This window comes from Nocardia sp. CY15 (genome assembly GCF_009829295.1).
Classification (GTDB): domain Bacteria; phylum Actinomycetota; class Actinomycetes; order Mycobacteriales; family Mycobacteriaceae; genus Nocardia; species Nocardia sputi.
In genome coordinates, this window is sequence record NZ_VUOT01000001.1 from 435831 (window position 1) to 455190 (window position 19360).

The 19360-nt window shown below is 65.1% G+C and carries 24 protein-coding genes; 17 read left to right on the forward strand and 7 right to left on the reverse strand.

Annotated features, from left to right (window positions below):
• Positions 1-221 precede the first annotated feature (221 nt).
• Positions 222-893: a PAS and ANTAR domain-containing protein gene (locus GVY39_RS02130; RefSeq protein WP_159920304.1), complete on the reverse strand. Its 672-nt coding sequence runs from the start codon at positions 891-893 to the stop codon at positions 222-224.
• A gap of 589 nt (positions 894-1482) precedes the next feature.
• Between GVY39_RS02130 and GVY39_RS02135 the strand changes: the two genes are divergently transcribed.
• The 3 genes from GVY39_RS02135 (at position 1483) to GVY39_RS02145 (ending at position 4514) form a co-directional block, all read left to right on the forward strand.
• Entirely contained in the window at positions 1483-2352 is an 870-nt protein-coding gene (locus tag GVY39_RS02135; protein ID WP_159919826.1) for a helix-turn-helix transcriptional regulator, read from the forward strand.
• A gap of 184 nt (positions 2353-2536) precedes the next feature.
• On the forward strand, positions 2537-3925 hold the full coding sequence (locus tag GVY39_RS02140; RefSeq protein WP_159919828.1) for an APC family permease: 1389 nt from the start codon (positions 2537-2539) through the stop codon (positions 3923-3925).
• A 91-nt stretch (positions 3926-4016) separates the two neighbouring features.
• On the forward strand, positions 4017-4514 hold the full coding sequence (locus GVY39_RS02145; protein ID WP_159919830.1) for a hypothetical protein: 498 nt from the start codon (positions 4017-4019) through the stop codon (positions 4512-4514).
• On the opposite strand, the gene GVY39_RS02150 is transcribed toward GVY39_RS02145, so the two are convergent.
• From GVY39_RS02150 to GVY39_RS02160, 3 genes are all read right to left on the reverse strand, one after another.
• Entirely contained in the window at positions 4515-4958 is a 444-nt protein-coding gene (locus tag GVY39_RS02150; protein ID WP_223512788.1) for a DUF4254 domain-containing protein, read from the reverse strand.
• 270 nt (positions 4959-5228) lie between these two features.
• Positions 5229-5579, reverse strand: a complete 351-nt coding sequence (locus GVY39_RS02155; RefSeq protein WP_159919832.1) for a hypothetical protein — start codon at positions 5577-5579, stop codon at positions 5229-5231.
• A gap of 105 nt (positions 5580-5684) precedes the next feature.
• Positions 5685-6428 (reverse strand): SDR family oxidoreductase, encoded by a 744-nt coding sequence (locus GVY39_RS02160; protein WP_159919834.1) that lies wholly within the window; start codon positions 6426-6428, stop codon positions 5685-5687.
• Positions 6429-6499: 71 nt separating this feature from the next.
• Between GVY39_RS02160 and GVY39_RS02165 the strand changes: the two genes are divergently transcribed.
• From GVY39_RS02165 to GVY39_RS02175, 3 genes are all read left to right on the forward strand, one after another.
• Complete coding sequence (locus GVY39_RS02165; RefSeq protein ID WP_236565246.1) at positions 6500-6850, forward strand: helix-turn-helix domain-containing protein; 351 nt, start codon at positions 6500-6502, stop codon at positions 6848-6850.
• A 104-nt stretch (positions 6851-6954) separates the two neighbouring features.
• On the forward strand, positions 6955-8028 hold the full coding sequence (locus GVY39_RS02170) for a MerR family transcriptional regulator (RefSeq protein WP_159919836.1): 1074 nt from the start codon (positions 6955-6957) through the stop codon (positions 8026-8028).
• Positions 8029-8036: 8 nt separating this feature from the next.
• Complete coding sequence (locus GVY39_RS02175; protein ID WP_159919838.1) at positions 8037-8537, forward strand: hypothetical protein; 501 nt, start codon at positions 8037-8039, stop codon at positions 8535-8537.
• A 49-nt stretch (positions 8538-8586) separates the two neighbouring features.
• Here the strand turns inward: GVY39_RS02175 and GVY39_RS02180 are convergent, their stop codons facing one another.
• Entirely contained in the window at positions 8587-9906 is a 1320-nt protein-coding gene (locus GVY39_RS02180) for a TIGR03118 family protein (RefSeq protein WP_159919840.1), read from the reverse strand.
• Between the two features lie 152 nt (positions 9907-10058).
• Here GVY39_RS02180 and GVY39_RS02185 point away from each other — a divergent pair, with 152 nt between their 5' ends.
• Positions 10059-10556, forward strand: a complete 498-nt coding sequence (locus GVY39_RS02185; protein WP_159919842.1) for a peroxynitrite isomerase — start codon at positions 10059-10061, stop codon at positions 10554-10556.
• Positions 10557-10574: 18 nt separating this feature from the next.
• Here the strand turns inward: GVY39_RS02185 and GVY39_RS02190 are convergent, their stop codons facing one another.
• Positions 10575-11003 carry a DUF4254 domain-containing protein gene (locus tag GVY39_RS02190; RefSeq protein WP_159919844.1) on the reverse strand — a complete coding sequence of 143 codons (429 nt, stop codon included), beginning with the start codon at positions 11001-11003 and terminating at the stop codon, positions 10575-10577.
• Positions 11000-11356, reverse strand: coding sequence for a DNA-directed RNA polymerase subunit beta (locus GVY39_RS02195; RefSeq protein WP_223512750.1), 357 nt, complete (start codon positions 11354-11356; stop codon positions 11000-11002). The genes GVY39_RS02190 and GVY39_RS02195 overlap by 4 nt, the downstream gene beginning before the upstream one ends.
• Positions 11357-11713: 357 nt before the next feature.
• Between GVY39_RS02195 and GVY39_RS02200 the strand changes: the two genes are divergently transcribed.
• From GVY39_RS02200 to GVY39_RS02240, 10 genes are all read left to right on the forward strand, one after another.
• Positions 11714-12595: a helix-turn-helix transcriptional regulator gene (locus GVY39_RS02200; protein ID WP_159919848.1), complete on the forward strand. Its 882-nt coding sequence runs from the start codon at positions 11714-11716 to the stop codon at positions 12593-12595.
• Positions 12592-12804, forward strand: a complete 213-nt coding sequence (locus GVY39_RS02205; RefSeq protein WP_159919850.1) for a DUF397 domain-containing protein — start codon at positions 12592-12594, stop codon at positions 12802-12804. Before GVY39_RS02200 ends, GVY39_RS02205 begins: the two co-directional genes overlap by 4 nt.
• Positions 12805-13010: 206 nt before the next feature.
• On the forward strand, positions 13011-13583 hold the full coding sequence (locus GVY39_RS02210; protein ID WP_159919852.1) for a DUF3558 family protein: 573 nt from the start codon (positions 13011-13013) through the stop codon (positions 13581-13583).
• 34 nt (positions 13584-13617) lie between these two features.
• Positions 13618-14097: a hypothetical protein gene (locus tag GVY39_RS02215; RefSeq protein ID WP_236565247.1), complete on the forward strand. Its 480-nt coding sequence runs from the start codon at positions 13618-13620 to the stop codon at positions 14095-14097.
• Positions 14094-15245, forward strand: coding sequence for a WXG100 family type VII secretion target (locus GVY39_RS02220; protein ID WP_159919854.1), 1152 nt, complete (start codon positions 14094-14096; stop codon positions 15243-15245). The genes GVY39_RS02215 and GVY39_RS02220 overlap by 4 nt, the downstream gene beginning before the upstream one ends.
• Before the next feature lie 105 nt (positions 15246-15350).
• On the forward strand, positions 15351-16127 hold the full coding sequence (locus GVY39_RS02225) for an ESX secretion-associated protein EspG (RefSeq protein ID WP_159919856.1): 777 nt from the start codon (positions 15351-15353) through the stop codon (positions 16125-16127).
• Positions 16128-16277: 150 nt separating this feature from the next.
• Positions 16278-16856: a hypothetical protein gene (locus tag GVY39_RS02230; RefSeq protein WP_159919858.1), complete on the forward strand. Its 579-nt coding sequence runs from the start codon at positions 16278-16280 to the stop codon at positions 16854-16856.
• A 180-nt stretch (positions 16857-17036) separates the two neighbouring features.
• Positions 17037-17168 (forward strand): hypothetical protein, encoded by a 132-nt coding sequence (locus tag GVY39_RS34925; protein ID WP_255466076.1) that lies wholly within the window; start codon positions 17037-17039, stop codon positions 17166-17168.
• A gap of 2 nt (positions 17169-17170) precedes the next feature.
• Positions 17171-18016: a hypothetical protein gene (locus tag GVY39_RS02235; RefSeq protein ID WP_159919860.1), complete on the forward strand. Its 846-nt coding sequence runs from the start codon at positions 17171-17173 to the stop codon at positions 18014-18016.
• Positions 18001-18603 carry a hypothetical protein gene (locus GVY39_RS02240; RefSeq protein WP_159919862.1) on the forward strand — a complete coding sequence of 201 codons (603 nt, stop codon included), beginning with the start codon at positions 18001-18003 and terminating at the stop codon, positions 18601-18603. The genes GVY39_RS02235 and GVY39_RS02240 overlap by 16 nt, the downstream gene beginning before the upstream one ends.
• Positions 18604-19360 lie beyond the last annotated feature (757 nt).

The following is a 19360-nucleotide window of genomic DNA, read 5'->3' on the forward strand; positions in this document are numbered from 1 at the left end:
TCGCGCGCCGGGCATTCGGTGGCGACACCGCAGCGAACTGGGCGTTCGTCCAATGGCGTGGCCGCGGCACGGGGTGGCCGTGGCGCAAAGAGGCAACCGGCCGGTGGAGGACGTGAGGCGCCCGGCACTCCGATCCACGTCGCCGCGCGCGGGCAACCGCCACTGAAGGCCGTCTCACAAGGGGGCGGCCACGGGGCCCGGCACAGGAGCCGGGCCGAGGCTCACTTCGCCGCCGCCACGTCGTGCATGGTCAGCAGCAGATGGTCGAACCGGGCCCGTTGCGATGCCGGACCGCCGCCCATGGCGGGCACCTCGCCGACCAACTGACGCGCCAGCGTCCGCAACTTGATGTTCGTTTCCTGGGAGCGCCACTGCAACACCCGGAAAGCCTGTTCGGGGTTGATGCCGTAGACGGCCATGAGCACGCCCTTGGCCTGCTCGATCACCCCTCGGGACTCGACCAGTTCGGGCAAAGTGTCGTCGAGAACTTCCTGCCGGTTCTCCTCGAGGGTGCCGGACACGTCGATGAAATAGCCGGCGGTGCCGACCACCGACTTCCGGTCGTCGAGCATGCGGTCGGCGACGACGATGACGTGGCGGGTGCGCCCGGCGGTGTCGATCACGCGGTGGCGGCCACAGAACGGTTCACCGGTTCGCACGGCGGTGACGATGGACCGGTCGACGAGCGCGCGGTCGTCGGGGTGCCTGTGCGCCAGCAGCAACTCCGTACTGGGTCGCGTGCTTCCCGCGGGGTAGCCGTAGATCGCGGCCACTTCCTCCGACCATTCCCATCGCTGATCCTCGAACCAGAAGCGGAAGCTACCCACGCTCTGTGGCGTGCCCGCGATGACGCTGTCGATCGCGGAGGCGCTTCTCAGCGCGAGGTGATCCATCCTCGTCACGCGGTCATTATCCATCGGCGTCCACACGCGACGGGACGGAACACGAGACGAAACCAAATTGTGGCAAACTTCTAGCACTCACATTTGGATGTCACATCCTGGGAATAGCCTTAAATGTGCGGTCACATCCTTCAATGAGCAATCAATCGGCAATAGCGGGCCGTTGGTCTGGCAACTGTTGCCGACGGTGGCCGCGAACCCGACGGCGGAGGCAGCTCGTCCACCCCGTCCCGGCAGAACTCGACGCGAACCCCATCCTGCCCGCCGCCGGGGATCGACCGAACCCCGGCAACCCGCGTCCCCATTTCGACAGCACGGCGTTCCCGTCGTCTGCGCGAGCACGCCGAGCAGGTCCGCGAGTCTTCGCTCCGCGTCGCAATCGAGTAGCCGGTCTGGTTAGCCCCGCAGTATTGCCCCTCATCGCGAACGCCCACGGAAAACAGTGACCATAACGTGGATCACTGGAGGTAGTCTCTGTTGCTGTGCCCACATCGGCACAGATCCGCTGCACGTAGGGCGCATTCGAGGGCGAACGCCGTAACGCGTTCCAGCGAGTGCGCGGACCGAAGGGGTAGTACTGATGGCAGGCAAGCGCACCGTCCTGACCGTCCGCTTGCGCCGGCTGGCGGCGATGTTGCACGAAATGCGCGAGAACGCCCAGCTCAGCAAGGAAGAGGTCAGTGCGAAGACCGGGATCAACGTCACCACGCTGTACCGGATCGAGACCGCGCAGGCCCGCCCCCAGCGTCGCACCCTCATGGCGATGCTCGACCTGTACCGCATCGGCGAGGAACAGCGCGAGGACGCCCTGGAGCTGCTGTCGGACGCACTGAAGCCCGGCATGTCGCGCGCCTACGAGGGCAGCGTGTCGGAGGTGTACGCCGCCTACATCAACTTCGAGTCCGAGGCATTGTCGGCCCGGCACTACCAAACATCCTTCGTCCCTGGGCTTTTGCAGACCTACGAGTACGCCACGGCCGTGATCGACACCTCGATGCCGAAGCTGGAGGCGTCGGTCATGGAGAGCAGAGCCAAGGCCAGGATGGATCGCGCCGTCAACCTCACCAAAGAGGAGCCGCTCGAACTGTGGGTGGTCATGGACGAGGCCGCGATCCGTCGGACCGTCGGCGGGCCCGCGGTGATGCGCGGCCAGCTCGACCGGCTGCTGCAAGAGATCAAGCGCAAGAACGTCATCTTGCAGATCCTGCCGTTCGACGCGGGCGCCCACCCCGGCATGGCGGGCTCGTTCACCTTGCTGGACTTCCCCGATCCCGCCGATCCCGAACTGGTCTACGTGGAGGGCATGGCCGGTGACGAGCTGATCGAGGGCCACACCGAGATCCGGCGCTTCGGGGTGATCTTCGACCAGCTGCGCGCCATGGCGCTGAGCCCACGCGACTCCGCGGCCATGATCGTGGAGGCCGCGCGCCGGATGGACCAGGCGGATTAGCCGGGCATCCTACGGCGGCGGAGGCCGTTGACGGCCGGAGCCGACCCTCCCCCACCCCCACACAGCCACGCTCCACGCTTCCGCCCCGGCTGGGCACGCACAATCTCAGCGGGAAACGGCCCGGGTGACGACTATTCCGCCCCCCGAATGGGTACCCTCGCCCTTACTGCCGAGGGGAGGACGCATGTCCGAAGTCACTGCGAATCCGATATCCGAATCCGGGCCCGAGCTGAAACGGGTGATGGGGCCGGGCCTGCTCTTGCTGTTCATCGTCGGCGACATCCTCGGTACCGGCATCTACGCGCTCACCGGCAAGGTGGCCAACGAGGTGGGTGGGGCGGTGTGGGTGCCGTTCCTGGTGGCGTTCCTGGTCGCGCTCATCACCGGTTTCAGCTATCTCGAACTGGTCACCAAGTACCCGCATGCCGCGGGCGCGGCGCTCTACACGCACAAGGCGTTCGGCATCCATTTCCTCACCTTCATGGTCGCGTTCGCGGTGATGAGTTCCGGCATCACCTCCGCTTCCACGGCCTCGCGCGCCTTCGCGGCCAACTTCGCCGAAGCGTTCGACCTGGACCTCGGCACCGGCGTCGCGGTGACGGTGATCGCGCTGGTGTTCATGGCGGTGGTGGCGGCGGTCAACCTGCGCGGCGTGAGCGAGGGCGTGAAGCTCAACGTGGTGCTCACCTGCGTGGAGCTGACCGGCCTGTTGATCGTCATCGCGATCGGCTGCTGGGCGTTGGGGGTCGGCGACGGCGACTTCTCGCGCATCGTCGAATTCGAGACCGGCGAACGCAACGCGGTCGGCGGCGTCATCGTGGCCACCACGCTCGCGTTCTACGCGATGGTGGGATTCGAGGACTCGGTGAACATGGCCGAGGAATGCAAGGAGCCGAGCCGGATCTTCCCGAAGGTGCTGCTCGCCGGGCTGCTCATCACCGGGCTCATCTACGTGCTGGTGTCCATCAGCGCGATCGCGCTCGTTCCCGCCGACCAGCTCGGCCAGGGGGACACGCCCTTGCTGAAGGTGGTCGAGGCCGGTGCGCCGAACTTCCCGACCCACGTCTTCGCCTACATCACCATGTTCGCCGTCGCCAATTCCGCGCTGATCAACATGCTGATGGCCAGTCGCCTGATCTATGGCATGGCCCGGCAGCAAGTGCTGCCCCGGCCGTTCGGCCGCGTTCACGAGCGCCGCCGGACGCCCTACAACGCCATCATCTTCACCACCTTGCTCGCCCTCGGGCTGATCCTGTTCGTCGGTGAAGTGCCCGAACTCGGCGGCACCACGGCCCTGCTGCTGCTCGCGGTGTTCACCGTGGTCAACGTCGCGGTGCTGGTGCTGCGCCGAGACCCGGTGGCGCACTATCACTTCAAGACACCGACGCCGTTGCCCGTGCTGGGTGCGCTGACCTGCGGCTTTCTCGTCACGCCGTTCACCGGCCGCAATCCGGCGCAATACGCCATCGCAGGCGTACTACTGGCCATCGGGGTCGCGCTGTGGGGCCTGAATTACCTTGCCCTGCGCGCTATCCGGGCACAACCACTCGACAGCAAGCCGCCCGCGGAGTGACCGGTCGCGCTACCGGCGCAGGACCGCATCCGCCGGTATGTCCGATTCCCGCAGGTGACTAGTCGCTGCCCGGTAGGTAAGGTGGGCGCCGATGACCAGCATGGAAGCCCGTTTCGGTGATGCCACCCGGATCGTGCCCCTCCCCAATCCGTGGAATCTGACCGCCTATCTGGCCGCGGTGGCCGCCCATCGCGGACGCTCGATCAGTCTGCACCCCGTACCCAAGGCGATGTTGGCCGACACCGGCTGCGGCGGGGGCGGACTGTGGGTGGCGCGCAAGCACGACGACATCATCGTGTACGACGCCGCGGCGACCGGCCGCAACGCCGATCATGTCATCCTGCACGAGATCGGCCACATGCTGCTGGGTCATCACAAAGACCACGAGCGCAGCGATCCGCTGCCGCCGTCGCTGGCCGTCCTCCTGCCCTCTATTTCGCCGCACTCGATCGAACACGTCCTCGGCCGTGCCGAATTCGGCGTCGACCGTGAGCGGGAAGCGGAAGTCTTCGCCGACATGACCATGGTGTACGCGACTCTGCCACGCAAGCGCCAGCGATCGTTCCGGCTGTTCGGGCGCGGCAGATAGCTACCAGCGGTCGTAGCGCCCCTCTGGTAGTCGTCTCGCCCCGGTGCGCAGGTCGTCGACGAGATCCTGGTAGCCGTCGGCCAATTCATCGATCTGGATCCACGCGTCGTAGAAGACCGATTCCGGCGCATGCGCCAGCGCCACGAATGCCTGGGCAGCCAGCATCGCCAGTCGGTCCACCATGCGACCGACCGTCTCGAAGTGTTCGGGCGCGGCGGGCGGCGGGATCGGCGCGGCCAAGGTGACCCAGCGGTCGATGCCGCGTAGGAGCTGCGCGCGACGCCGGTCGAGTTTGTCGCACCGGCTCGCCGGGGTCCGTTCGCGAGTCTGATGCAGCTGAGCCAATTCTCCGGCCGCCTCCAGCATCGGATGATCCATGTGCGGCAGACCCCGGAACGCGGCCAGCAGCAGTTCTTTGCCGGGAATGACCCGAGCCTCGGACACCTGACCCACTTTCCACACCCCCAATTCGATCAGGGTGGACGCGTCTCGGTCACGTCCTCGATGCCTTGCGCCGCCGGTGTCCCGGCACTGCCCGAACATCCACATGAGACCAGCTTGGCCGAGAGCCGTGCCTCCCACGTCGGTTTCGGCCACTTCCACTCGCGCGACACGCCCATCGACCGGATCGGCGGAGCACGAGCCGATGCCACAAGCAAGGGCAAACATTCAGTGACCTCGCATTTCTCGACAATAGAGCCGTCTTTACTGCGGCTATTGCCACTCGAGCCGACACGCCAGCCACTGGCTAGCGATACGAGCAAACACCGACTGATGGTCGCGCAAACGCGGCGAACGCGGCAGTTCCGGCTTCCGGCAGGCTGCTGCCCAATAGCCGGCGAGTGCGCAGACGAAGGCGTCGACCGCCGCGGGATCGACGTCGCGGGTGACCGGATGGGTGGCGATGATCGGATCCGGGTCGACACCAGCGGCCGCGATCGTCGGAGCGAGCGCGACGAGGTCGATCCACGCGGCACCCCGGCACGCCCACGCCCAATCCACCGCCAGCACCGCACCATCCATTCGCCGCACCATGTTGTCCGGCCGAAGGTCTTTGTGCAGCAACGTATCTCCCGCCGATACCGCCGTCCACGAGGCTTCCAACTCGGCCAATTCGTCAGACCCGGATCACCACCGAATTACCCGCGATGCCCGAGCTCGCACTGGCCGCTAGATCTCCGACGCGGCGAAGTAGTCCTGCCCGCCGATGTAGGTGGTGTGGCCGGGATCGGCGGGGGCGGTGGTGGCCAGGGCGACGGCGGTGGCGAACTCTGTGACGGTGGGCAGGGCGCCCTGATCGCGCCGTGCGGCGACAGCGTCGGGATTCCGGCGCTCCAGCAATTGGACGATGATCGTGCCGTCGATCATGTCGCCGGAGACGACGTGCAGGGCGACGCCCCTGGCACCGAGTTCCGGGATCATGGCGCGTAGCGCGTCCTCGCCCGCGCGCTTGCTCGCGGCGATGGGTTCGTAGTCGGCGGGCACCGGCTTGCGGCCGTGGAAGTGCGCTTGATGACTGGTCACGAAAACGATCCGCGAGCCCGACGGCATGTGCGGCACGGCCAGCCGTACCAGGCGTTCCTGCGCGTCACGGTTGAGGGCCATCGCGTAACCGGGCCGCGCATCGCGCTCGAGCCCGCCGGATGCGTTGAGCACCAGCACATCCAGCCGGCCGAACGCCTCCGCCACCCCGGCGACCAGCGCGCGGGCCGAATCCGCGTCGGCGATATCAGCGCCCGCAGTGGACGCGCTACCGGCCGCTTGCCGGATCGATTCCGCCAGTGCCTCGGCTCGCTTGGCCTTCTCCCGGTAGTTGATCACCACATGGTCGCCGCGCGCTGCGAGCACCCGAGCGGTCTCCGCGCCGATGCCGCGGGACGCGCCCGTGATCAGGACGATTCGCCGTCCGGTCATGCCGTCATCCTCTCGGTCCGCCCGGCGCCCCGGCCGGTGCTTCTAATTCAGAATCACTATGCTGGTTCTAAATGAGAAGTGCAAACGAAGCCAGGCCGCCGCGCGGCCGGGACGACCCGTCGAACACGCCGCTGCTGGCCACGATGGATCTCCTCGGCCAACGCTGGATCCTGCGCATCCTGTGGGAACTGGAACCCGAGCGTCTCGGCTTCCTCGAGTTACGCCGCCGCATGGGCAACTGCTCCTCCAGCATGCTGTCGGTGCGGTTGCAAACTCTGCAGTCGGCGGGACTGATCGCGAAGAACCCCGACAAGTCCTACGAACTGACCACGGCGGGCATCGAGCTGGGCGCGGCACTCGGCTCGGTCTGGGACTGGTCACGCCGCTGGCGCGTAACCCCCACCGACTCCCAAGCCGACTGACCAGCCGCATCGGACCGTGCGGACACCAGGTACCTGGAACTGCCCAGTCGGCGGGGGCGACACGGGTTTGACCTTCGAGTTGGTTGAGGCTCCATGATTGCCGGGTGGCGAGTTCGGAATCGGCAGGGTTGATCACGATCGGCGTCCTCGCGCGGGAAAGCGGGCTAACGGCGAGCGCACTGCGGTTCTATGACGACTGCGGCTTGCTCGTTCCGGCTCGGGTCGACCCGCTGACCGGATACCGCTATTACACCGAGGCGCAGCGAGAGCGAGCGGCCCTCATCCGCCAGTTGCGCGCGATCGACCTCCCCCTGGAAACGATCGCGAAAGTTCTCTCCGGCGACCCCGCGGACGTACCCCGCCTGCTCGACCGTCACGTGGCGGAACTGACTCGCCTGGCGCACGAGGCCGCGCGCGTCGCCGCGGTGGTCAAGCAGTCGCTCGTGGCCCACGTGGCGATCGACGCCGCGGCGCTGGCCGAGGCGCTCGAGCAGGTCCGCGGGGCCGCGGCGCGGACCCGCGAGATACCCGTGCTGGCGGGCATTCTGCTGGAAGCGGGTGGTAACGCGGTGACGCTCACGGCCACCGACCGTTACCGCCTGTCCACCCGGACCGTGGTGGCGCACCGGCAGCACGGCGGCGAGTGGTCCGTGGTGCTCGATCCGAACGGACTCGAGTCGCTCATCGAGTGGTTGTGCGGCAGGAACGAGGTCGTCGTCACCTCGACAGACGACGGACTGCTCCTCAGCGGCGACGGCGTCGAATACCAGTCGGCCGTCATTCAGGCGACCTTCCCGGACCACCGAGCCTTGCTGTCGGGGCTGGGGCCGGTCCGAACCCGAGTGATCGTCGCCCGGCAGGCGGTGCTGGAGCTTCTCGAAAAATTCGACGCCGTGGTGCGATTCGCGATCCGGCCGACCGAGATCGCGGCGTCCGCACCCGGCACGGCGCACCGCCTGCCCGCGACGGTCACCGGCTCCGTCATCACACTGTCGTTCGATCCCGCCACACTGCTGCCCGCCGTCCGCACCGCGCTCGGCCCCGATCTGATGCTCGACATCATCGCCGCCGATCAGCCGGTGGTCCTGCGCTCCGCGACCGACGGAGACCTCACCACCCTGGCGATGCCCGTGCGACCCATCGACCACGAAATAGCAGTCGCTACTACCAGGGTCTAGGAGACCTGATGAACACCACCTCGGACGACACCATGAACACCATCACCAGCGCGGTCGCGCTCGGGCACGAGGGGCGTCCCGACGACGCGCGGGACGCTCTGCTCGCCGTGTGGGCCTCGCTCGGTCCGCAGGGCGACCCGTTGCACCGGTGCACGCTCGCCCACTATCTGGCCGACTTGTACGACGACGCCGCCGAAGCGCTCACTTGGGACATCCGGGCGCTCGACGCCGCCGACAGCCTCTCGGACGATCGGGCGCAAACCTATGACGGATCGCTGCGGGTGGCCGCGTTCTACCCGTCACTGCATTTGAATCTCGCCGACGACTATCGCAGGCTCGGCTCGTTCGACGCCGCGCAGCGCCAGATCGACGCCGCCCGTGCACGGGTGCACACCCTCGCCGAGGACGGCTACGGGGCGACGATACGAACGGCGGTCGACGAGGTCGAGTCGGCTATCCAGGAGCGACGCACCAAACGCCGAGCCTCGGCACCGACCGGCGGCCGGTAGAAGCACGAGCAGCCCGCGCCGAGTCGGCGCGGGCTGCCACGAACCGGATCTACTTCAACCGCAGCTTGCCGAACAGACCGTCCTTCTCGTCGTCGGGTCCCGCCGTGAAGTACAGCGAGTCGGCGTCGCCGAGGCTCTCGCCGTTACCGAACATCAGCGCCCACAGCCCTTCGATCGCGACCGGCTTGCCGTCGGCATCGCGCAGGTAGTCGGCGAACTTGCCGGTGGTGTCGTCGTAGGCCAGCACGTGCCCGGCACCGCCGAAGTTGCCGACCAGCAGTTTCCCGCTGAGCGGACCGAAGCCCTCCGGTGCGATCGTCACCGCCCAGGGTGCGTTCAGGCGCTTGCCGTCGTCGATGATGCGCACCAATTTGCCGGTGGCGTCGAACTCGGCGAGCTTGCCCTTGTCCGGTTCGCCGCCCGCTTCCCGCTCTTCGTCCTTCTCCAGCGAATCCTCCTCGCCGGCGTCGAACTTCGTCGCGTCCTGTTCGTCCGGTTGCGTCGTGGCGTAGGCGACGAACACCCGGTCGCCGATGGTGGAGACGTTGAACGGCGCGGGATCGCCGGGTTTGGCCTTCTTACCCTTCTCCGGCGCGGCCGGGTCGATCGCGTCGCCGGTGGCGAAGGGGTTGGCGAAGCCGACGGTCGGAATCGGCTGCCAGTTCCTGTCGAATGTCCGGACTTGCGGGTCGGCGCCGAAGTCGGCGGCCAGCAGCGTGTCCCCGGACGGCGCCAGCGCGATCCCGAAGAACTGCATACCCTGCGGCGCGCCGTCGAAGACCAGGTTGGCCGGGCCGTCGTGGCGCACGATCCGGCCCTCGAAGCCCTGCTCGGTCCAGGCGGAGATCTTGCCGGAGTCGGTAGCGAAGATGAAGCGCGCCGAGCCGTTCAGCGGCCCGCCTTCCGCCTCGACCGGCTGGTCGCGGACGACGAACAGATCGGAGGTGATCGGCGCCGGGTTGAACACCACGCCGGTGGTCTTGCCCGCGCTCTTGTCCGAGGTGTCGGCGTCGGCGCCGGGGATGGTGACGATCTTCAACTGGTCCTGGAAGAGCTTCTGCACCTTCTCGTCGGCCGACTTGGTCACGTCACCGACGAATTGGAACGACTTGCCGCCCGCGCCCACCCAGAAGTGCCCACCGGCGCCCTTGGGTCGGTCGGCGAGCCCCCAGGCGTTCACCAGGTCGGGGAAAACGAACTGCGCGTTGTACTCCGCGTTGTTGGCCGCGAGATTGGTTTGGACGTATTTGTTGCCGTCGAGCGCGGGCACCTCGTCCGGCTTCGAGTCCGAGCAGCCCGCCGCCACGATCAGCGCGGCGCCGAGCGCCGACACGCGCAGCAGACCACTTCGGGTCCGCGACCGAGGCATACCGCCACGGCGCGACTCTTTCCAGCGTCCGTTCAACTTCCTGTTTCCTTTCCGACCACACCACATTGGTGATAAGGCGAAGCTAACCTTAGCGCGCGGCAATTTCGGGAGTACCCGAACGGTTGGACGGGCACGGGTTTAGGCTGTTCGCCGTGGTCGAACCCCAGCCTGCTATTACCCTGCATCCCGATATCGCTCCGCTCGCTCCACTGCTCGGCACTTGGCGCGGGAACGGACAGGGTGAATACCCGACCATTCCTCCGTTCGGCTATGTCGAGGAAATCCGGTTCGGCCATCTCGGCCGCCCGTTCCTCACCTACCGTCAGAAGACCCGCGCCACCGACGACGGCCGGCCGCTGCACGCCGAAACCGGCTATCTGCGTTGCCCACGCCCCGACCGCGTCGAATTGATCCTCGCGCATCCCACCGGTATCACCGAAATCTGCGAGGGTTCGCTCGCGGTCGAGGACGGCATGCTGCGCATGGAATTGGACTCCACCAACATCGGGCGCAGCACCACCGCCAAACTCGTGACCGCCCTCGGCCGTTCGCTGCGCCTGTCCGGCGACACCATCGACTACTCCCTGCGGATGGCGGCGGTCGGCGAGCCACTGCAACACCACCTCGCCGCCACCTTGCGGCGCGATTGAACCGGCGCACGCCACGGTCTAGGAAGCGCTCGGCAATCGACGGCGCCCGCTGGTCAGTTCGGTGACCAGATCCTCATAGCCGACAGCCAGTTCGGCCAGCCGCTCCCACGCGAACCACAGGTCCCACTCCTGGTCCTCGGCCATGGCCGTGTACGCGCACGCGCTCAGCTGGGCGAGTCGGTCGACTACCGAGCCGAGCGATTCGGTGTGCAGATAGGCTCCGCCACGCGCCACGGGCAACCGGGACTCGACCCAGCGGTCGACGTCACGAACCAGCCGGGCCCGGCGCTCATCGATTGCGCACGCACATTCCCGTTCCGTGCGGAGCCGGCGAACATGCAGTTCCGCTAGGGCGCGCGCCCGCGACAGCACCGGATGCCCCGGCGGCGGCGCACCCTCCCGGCAGGCCCGCAGCAGCTGGGTTCGCGTCGGCAAGCCCTCGCTCATGGCGCGTCTTTCCCGCCCGCGCGGGCCAGCAGGCAATTCACGATCACCATTCCGGACGGACGGAACGTGTCGCGCGGCGCCACCACCCATCGGCGGAATACGCCGTTCGCGTCGGCGGGCGACGGCAGCGCGATTTCGCTGCCGAAAGGCACGATCGAAACGTCGAGCCGGAACAAGGCCGCGAACAGCCGCATGTCGTCGGGTAGATCGGGTCGGCACAGGAAAGTCCACCGCCGAGAACGGATATGCGCGATCACCGGCCCCAACGGCATGCCACGGAAAAGCATGTCGTCGCGCACGCACTGCCCCAGCCTGTCGGGCATCGTGATCCCGCCCACCACGCCGGCCTTCACGACGATCCGGCCGATCTCCGGGTGTATCCCGGCGGGCAGCCCACAGGTGCGGCGGTAAAACGCACAGCGAGACGCGGGAGTGTCCGCGAATGCCGCATAGTTCATTCGCCAGCCTCGATTCACATAGTTCGGTAAGCGGAGAATGCCGGCCGCTGGACCTGTAACCGTTGTCGCGGTTAAGGTTTCAGCACTTCTTCGATTCGTGCCGGTCGCGTTCAGTAGAGCACCGGATATTGCTGGGCGGGAACTTTCTCAGTGGTGGAACCGGGCGAAAACCGCCCAGGTTCCAAGGCCCCCCGCCACAACGGTTCCAGTTAGATACCTGGCCAATACTTAGGCTACGAAAGGGAATTCGTCGTGACTCCAACCGGATCCACCCTCCCCCGCCGCATGCTCGGCAGGCAGCTGCGCGAGCTGCGGGTCAACTCGGGCGTCAGCGCGGAGTACGCCCGCCATGCGATCGGCGTGGGGAAACAAACCCTGTGGCGGATGGAGACCGGGCAGCCGGTCCGGCTGAATCCGCTGTTCATCGAGCGGTTGTGCAAGGTGTACGGGGCATCGGAGGAACGAACCGCGGTCCTGCTCAACCTGGTCGAAGAGACCAAGCGCACCGGGTGGTGGCATGCCTACGGAGACACCATCGCCGAGGAGTTCAGCCTGTTCGTGGAACTGGAGGCGGTGGCCAAGCGTCTCGTCTCCTACCAGACCACTCTTATGCCCGGACTTCTGCAAACCGACGAGTACCGGCGCGCGCTGATCTGGGTCGACTTGCCTGCGATACCCAGCCCTGAAGTCGAACGGAGGATCGAGATGTTCAGACAGCGAAAGGCACGCTTGGATACCGACTCGGAGCCTGTACTGCTCGAGGCTGTCATCGATGAGTCTGCGCTTCGCCGTGCGATCGGAGGTCCGTCGATCATGGAGCAACAGCTCAAACACCTGATGAGAATCGGTGAACGACCTAATGTCTCAGTGCGAGTAGTTCCCCTGGCAGCGGAGACGTACGCAGGGCTGGGCGCTGGCTCGTTTGTAATGCTCGACTTCCCCAAGCACCCGACCGCTCATCTCACCGAGCCACCGGTCGTTTACATGCAGGCGCTCACCGGCGACCTGTATCTTGAGAAGCCCGAGGAGATCCGGCGATACCGCCAGGCGTACGCCGATATCCAGCGATCGGCACTGGACCAAGGGCGTAGCCGAGCTCTCATCGACAAGATCGCGAAGGAGTACGCCGAGTGAGCATCAGCCGATCCGACATCACCTGGTTCAAGAGCAGCTATAGCAGTGCCGAGAAGGACTGTGTTGAGGTCGCGTTCCTCATCGAAGGCTCAGTGGGTGTACGCGACTCGAAGAACCCCGCCGGACCATCCCTCCTGTTCGCACCAAGCGAGTGGGATTCCTTCATTGATCGCATGGCTAAAGGTGACCTCGGTCGGCCGCAGCTTTAACCGAGTCTGTCATGGGCATGTTCCGGGCCTCCTTCTATGAGGTCCGGGCACTCCCCCCGATAGAACGACTCTGAGACCGTCAATTCGCCTGTCGGACCGCTTGCACCCGGCCAAACCCACCGGTAGCGTCGGCAGTCACTGCGGGGGGACGGAGAAGCCGGTCCGGCCCAAGCCAGATGCAGCGAACCCGGCGCGAGGGGAACCGGATGACAAGTAGGTCCAAGCCTCTTCGATCCGCAGTTCTCGCCCTCGGTGCTGCACTTGCTCTAGCGGGCTGCGGATCCTTCGCGGATAGTAACGACCGGCCAACAGGCTATGGAGCGGCGTCGACCAATCCCAGCGTCGCACCTGATGTTCCGTCCGGATACGACACCTGCAAAGACATCCCCCAGTCGGTGCTGGACTCTGAAAGGTTGCGTCGACAGGACACCGCCAACTCAGATGCCAACGGCGGACTCAGATGGCGCGGGTGCGTGTACGGCCGCACCGACGGATATTTCGCCACCATCACAACGACGAACGTGACTGTCGGCATGACGCTAGATAAGAAATTTCCGGGCACTGCAGAATTTCTTGCCAGCGGCCGCAGGATAATCACCAGCCGCCAAACAGAGGGCCGCCAAGAAGCCTGTGTGGCGAACGTAGAGATGACCAGTGGCAGCCTCGACATCAGCATTCTGAATCCGGCATCGAATCGAGATACGGGGCAGATAGATTCATGCGTGATCGCTCGGACACTCGCCGAGAAGATCGCTCCGACCATGCCCACCAACGTATAACCAGTAGTCCGATCTCGTCGGGAGGGGCGAACAAATGAGCGACGACGACCCGCCACAGACACGGCCTATGGCGAACATGCTGGCGGCGGCACGAGAAGGCCAATTCTCGGTAGCGATGAAGGCCGAGGACTTCGTCTATATCGATCGTGACTGCAACTACTTCAAGGACGCTATCAGGCGTATTCAGGTCATCATGAACGAGGTAGGTCGCCACGATCAATGGGGGCTCGGCGAGAAAACCGAGGGCATGGTCTCGGCGCGTACATTGGTGGGGCGGTTCAAGAAGAAGGCGAGCCTTGCGGATGACCGCAATAGCGTATTCGAGATCCTTGATGATCACTACCGCATCGTTGAGGACATCCAAGATACCTACAAGATCGTCCGCGATCGAATGATGCAGGCAGATAGCGACTTCGCCGCAGAGTTCAACAGGCTGAATACGTCACTTCCCGAACGCCCACCTGTCCAACTCCCTCACGGACCGGTATCCCTCCCGGACGGGACTGGGAAATGAGCGGTTACGAAAGCCCACGTATCCCGAATGGTGGCGAACACTCCGACAGTTGGGAACACTCACGGATCAAGGAAGCCTTTGATCCACTCAATATCACTGATGCAGTCAACCAAGCAGACAAGTACTGGAAGGCCCGCATCCAGTGGGAGCAGGGTGTAGAAACCTTCGCCCGCTCCATCCAGACCTCCATCGCCCAAGCCTGGTCCGGCCCCGCTGCGGAACAATCCAAGAACGCGATCGCCAAGTACACCAGCGACGCGCAGAATCTCACGAACTCCTTGGAGGAGCTGTACTGCCGGGTCCGTGACGCCGCTACCGCCATCGCCAATACGAAGAGAGCCCTCCCGGATACCGTCGACTATTCCTTCCGCGAGCGGGTCTTCCACCCGACGCGCTGGAGTCTGTCGGACGAGCGGTCCGAGGCCGAGCAGGCCGCGCGGGCGGCGATGAAAGAGTTCTACGTACAGCCGTTCAGTGAGATGGACGGCAAGATTCCGGTGCTGCCCACTCCGGTCGGTCCGACCGCGTCGGTGGACATTCCCGCGCCTCCGCCAGGTGGGTACCAGAGTGGCGACAACAACGGTCCGGGCTCGAACGACCCGGGCACCAGTCCTGCCGCCACCGATTCGGGCACTCCCGGTGACAAGGACGGCGACGGCGAGCCCGACGAGACGAGCACCGAGGAACAGCAGTCCACCGACGAGTCGGCGCAGGACCAGCAATCCTCCGACACGACAGCTTCCGACACTTCGACCACACCCACCGGCGTGGACCCCGCCTCTACAACCCCCGCCACCACCACGGACCCGACCAAGACAGTGCCGGCTGGCACCCCGTCGCCGCACAGTCCAGGCACACCTGGCAGTCCTGGCACACCCAACCAGCCGCAACCGGGACGCAGCGTCGCGGGCGCACCTGGGATGCCGACCACATCGATGAACCAGGCCGCCGCGTCGGCTGCCACGGCGGCGCGAGGTATGAGCGGTATGCCGGGCATGATGGCGCCCGGCGCTCGCGGCGGCGGCAAGGACGACGAATCCGAGCACAAGACGCCGGACTACCTGATCACCCAGGAGAACACCGACGAGCTGCTCGGCGAGGTTGCGAAGACCGTGCCCGGTGGCGTCATCGGCGGCACGCAGACCTGATCGGGGCCACATACTCTCGACTCGGCACACTCCCGCACCACAGCTCGGCGGCAGGCGTGTGCGCGTGGACATTGGCCGCTCCGACACGGCCGGATGGGATCGCACATGGCTGAATGGATTTGGGAACCGGACGATTTCGCCGCGCTCTGGTATGGCGACGCGCACGACCGGATCCCCGGCCCATTGCGCTACACCAGTCGTTTCGCCTTCCGCGACGACTTCGCCGCCCACCGCGCGGCCGTGTGGGGGCACTATTCCGCGGACGAACTCGACGAGATCAACGCGGCCCTGCACATCCTGGGCGCCTCCGAGTTCCGCATCGAGATCCTCGGCGGCACGTGCAAGCACAAGAACAGCACCGGCACCCAGGACGTCCGCGAGTACCGGATCCTCGGCGCCCGCGACAGCTACCGCGCTGTCGTTCTGAGCCAAGCGGGCAACCACCACAAGCACGGCCCGATCCGCGTGCGCATGTTCCCCGCCGAGCAACTCCCCGTCCGCCTGGTCAAGGCCGTTCCGGCCTGCGCGCCCGGAGCCGAGAAGCCCGCCACGTTCCATCCCGACGACCTGATCCCCCGCCGGGACACCTACCTCGAGGACAACGCGCGCAACACCCCCCGCGAGCAGTACCAGCGCCTCCTGGGCCGCCCGGTCGACGGCGGCGGCACCGCCGTCCTCCTCACCGCTCCCCTGCACACCCGGACGAAGCCCGCCAAAGTCCTCCAGTGGCACGACATCTCCGACGACGGCCGCTACACCGAACACCGCGCCGACCACATCACCGTCCGCCCCACCACCCCCACCGACCTGACAACCCACTTCACAACCTGGATCGACCAAGCCCTCCAACGCTTGGCAGCCGCCCGCCCGGAAAGTTGGTAACGAGGCCGGCGGAACCGAACCGGGTCCCTCGGCGTCCAACTCTGTACGCAGGCAACTACCACAAGCCGACAGAAGTGACCGAGGAAGAGAGCCGCAGTGCCGAAGACGGTGTTCCCACAGCGGGTCGTTATCGAGAGACGAAGGAATTCGATGAGCGAGTTCACCCGTTCGATCGGCGTGGGACTGTTCACGATGCATCTCGACGACGGACGCCTTCCGGTGGATGTCGGTGTGAGCCGGAATATCCACGACCGCCTGGATCCACCGGACTTCTCCGCGGCGGCGATGACCGGCTATTATCTGGCGCTGTGGCGGCATGACGCGCCGGTCATCGCATCGGGCAGATGGACCGAATTGACCGTATCCCAGTCTCGCCGCACAGAACTGATCACGCTCCTCGACACCCGGTCGCTCGCCGAATTCGAGATGGTCGAACGCTACTTACGGCTGAGTGATGAATTCGTCGGGCGAGGGCCAGTGACCGATTTCGGCGGGCCATCGATCACGATGGTCGCGAGCATCTCTCGCATCGGCAGCATCGAGGTAGATCCGCGGTGGGCTGCCACGGCCAGCCCGTCCTACATCGCGCACGACATCCTCGACTGCGCGAACCAGATCCGGCAACAGCGCCCACGGTTCCACGAAGACGGGTCATGGGCCGACCGCACCGACGATGAGCTCGAACACGAACTCGCGGAATACAAGCGCTACCTGATGAGGAACTTGTAATGGTCGATTTCGCAGCGGATCTGAACCAGTTGGTGAAGGCTGCCCGAGCCTGGGATCACGCGTCGGACACCCTCACCGTCGCCGCGACGCAGGCGCAGAGTATCCATTTTCAGTCACCAGGACGTCGCCTGGGGGCTGTTCCAAGAAACTTGGGACGCTCAGATGGCCGCTGCACGGTATATGTACGACAGATTGGTCGAGGGAAGAGATGAAACCGATTCCATCGCCAAGGTTCTGGACCATGTCGCCAAGGTCTATCAGGAGCAGGACCAGAACTTCGCGAACGTCTTGATCGAACTGGAGGCGGACTAGCCATGGGCGCCACTAAATCTCTGGACGAGATCAACTCCGTACTCGATAGGTTCTCGGACCAGATCGCGGAGATCAGGAACCAGCCCGCAAAGGTGGATGACGCGTTCCAGAAGGCGGCGATTGCCGCCGCCGAGGTCGAGGCGGCGACATTCTTCGGAGCGGCCGGTGCGGTGGCAGGTGCCCTCTACGGCGCGATCACCGAAGATGACTTCACCGGCTACATGCAGGACCACAAGGAAGCGATCAAGAAAAAGATCCAAGAACTCTTGGACAAACTGCAGGGTGCGGTCGACAGTTTGAAGGCGCCAATCGCCTTCCTGCAGACGAGCGAGGCATGGACGACGCTGAAAGGCAAGATCGGCGGCGCGCAGAACAACGAGGTGAACAACGGGAGCGTCACCGGTTACTGGGCAGGAGCGGCGGCACTCAAATACACAACGGCGCGGACACTGCAAGACACAGCCATGGACTCCGCGAAATCGACCTGCGACAAGATGGCCGAAGCACTCGCCGAAGTCTCGGACATCGCTTGGGACTTCTACTCCAAGATCGTCACAGATATCGCGGACCTGCTCGTAAAGCTCGGGAAATCTCTTACCAAGATAGCCACCTTTGTCGCCGCTCCAATCGGAGTCTCCGATGCGATTGATATCCTCGGAAAAGTAATAAGCAGCGCCGTCGCGTATACGAAAACTCTCATAGATGCCCTCCTATCGCAAAGGCAGAGCATCAGCAAAATAAAGGAGTCGACAGAAAGCCAGAAAGGATTCCATAACGATCGTTGGCCGCGTAGCACTTCCGACGACTTCAACATCAATTATCCCGGCTCCGAATGGCAGGCGACATGAACCCGCGAAGGCTTCTGGTGATTTCGGCGCTGTCGGCGCTGGTTTCGGCCTGCGATCTGTTCTCGCACGCTCATCCCGACAAGTATCAGATACCGACGAGCAGCCACACCATCCAGGAGTTATGCGACTCTACGAAACAGTTTTTCGTCACCCGAGCTGGTGCCGAGAACCTGAAGGTTAGCCCCGGTGCCGGCGGAAAAGCACTGACCGATGAGGTCGGCACCGGCAATGGGTGCTTCTATGAGGAGGCCGACGGGTCCGCGTGGCCGTCTTTCCACGGGTACGTATCGCTGTTTCGCGTCATCGTCAGTGGTAACACCCTCTCCGAATCTCCGTCGACGGCAGAGAACTACTCGACCAAGGTCGTTACCGTGGACGGCGCGACCGTCGAGGTGGCTACCGAGCCACTGCCCAAGGGGGGCGATCACGCCACCACGCTGCTCGACGTCGACCTCACCGCCACGATCGATGGCTGGGAGGGCGAACTCCACTTCAAAGCCACCGAAGATCAAACGACGAGAGATGATCAACTGATACGAGAAGGCGGCCAAGCACTGGTGAACATGATCCGCACGTTGAAGGGCTGACCGCTCCCGCTCGGCACGTGGAGCGACAACGCGCTGACCGCATGGCAAGCACAACTCCTGCTCTCGGAACAGATCGCGGCCGTCGCGCCGGGTGGGTCCGGAGCTGCGCAGAGCACCCGTCACAGATTCGGGCGGTAACAGGTATGCCCTCACCTAGACCCACGTCTGATTGCGGCTGCCCGTGTACCGTCGCCGGAATCTCGTCGACGGCCCAGTCGTTTGCGCACCTCGGATGCTCGGTTGTGCTCTCGTAAAGCACTGCCCAGCAGACGGATTCGCAGGCGGCCGCAGGCACTGTGCGACTGATCTTCGTCTCCTAGCGTGGCGGCCGAAATCTCGGCAACATACTCCGGTCGGTCGCGCTCCCGAGAACTACGCCGCAGCAAGGCCGGACAAGGTGTCCACACTGGAGCACCCCCCACCGGTCAACGCCTGGCAACGATCTGGAAAACGGACAAAAACGGATGCCGGGACGCGTTGCCGAGGCGCTGTTTCTAGGGCATTAATGGAAGTAACCGGGCCACACACAGAGTCGGGCACCCCCCGGTATAGAGGAACCAGCAAACAGAGAGGCAGCGACATGCCTACTTTCCTCTTCCCGTCCTCGGGACATCAATGGTGGGGTCCCCGTGTCACCGCGACCGGCGTCTCGGCGGACGACACCCCGGTACACGCGGAAGCGCGACACCACGAACCCTCCTCCTTCGCATACGGGTTCAACTAGATTCCCCGGTCCTTCGGCGAATCGACGTCACGA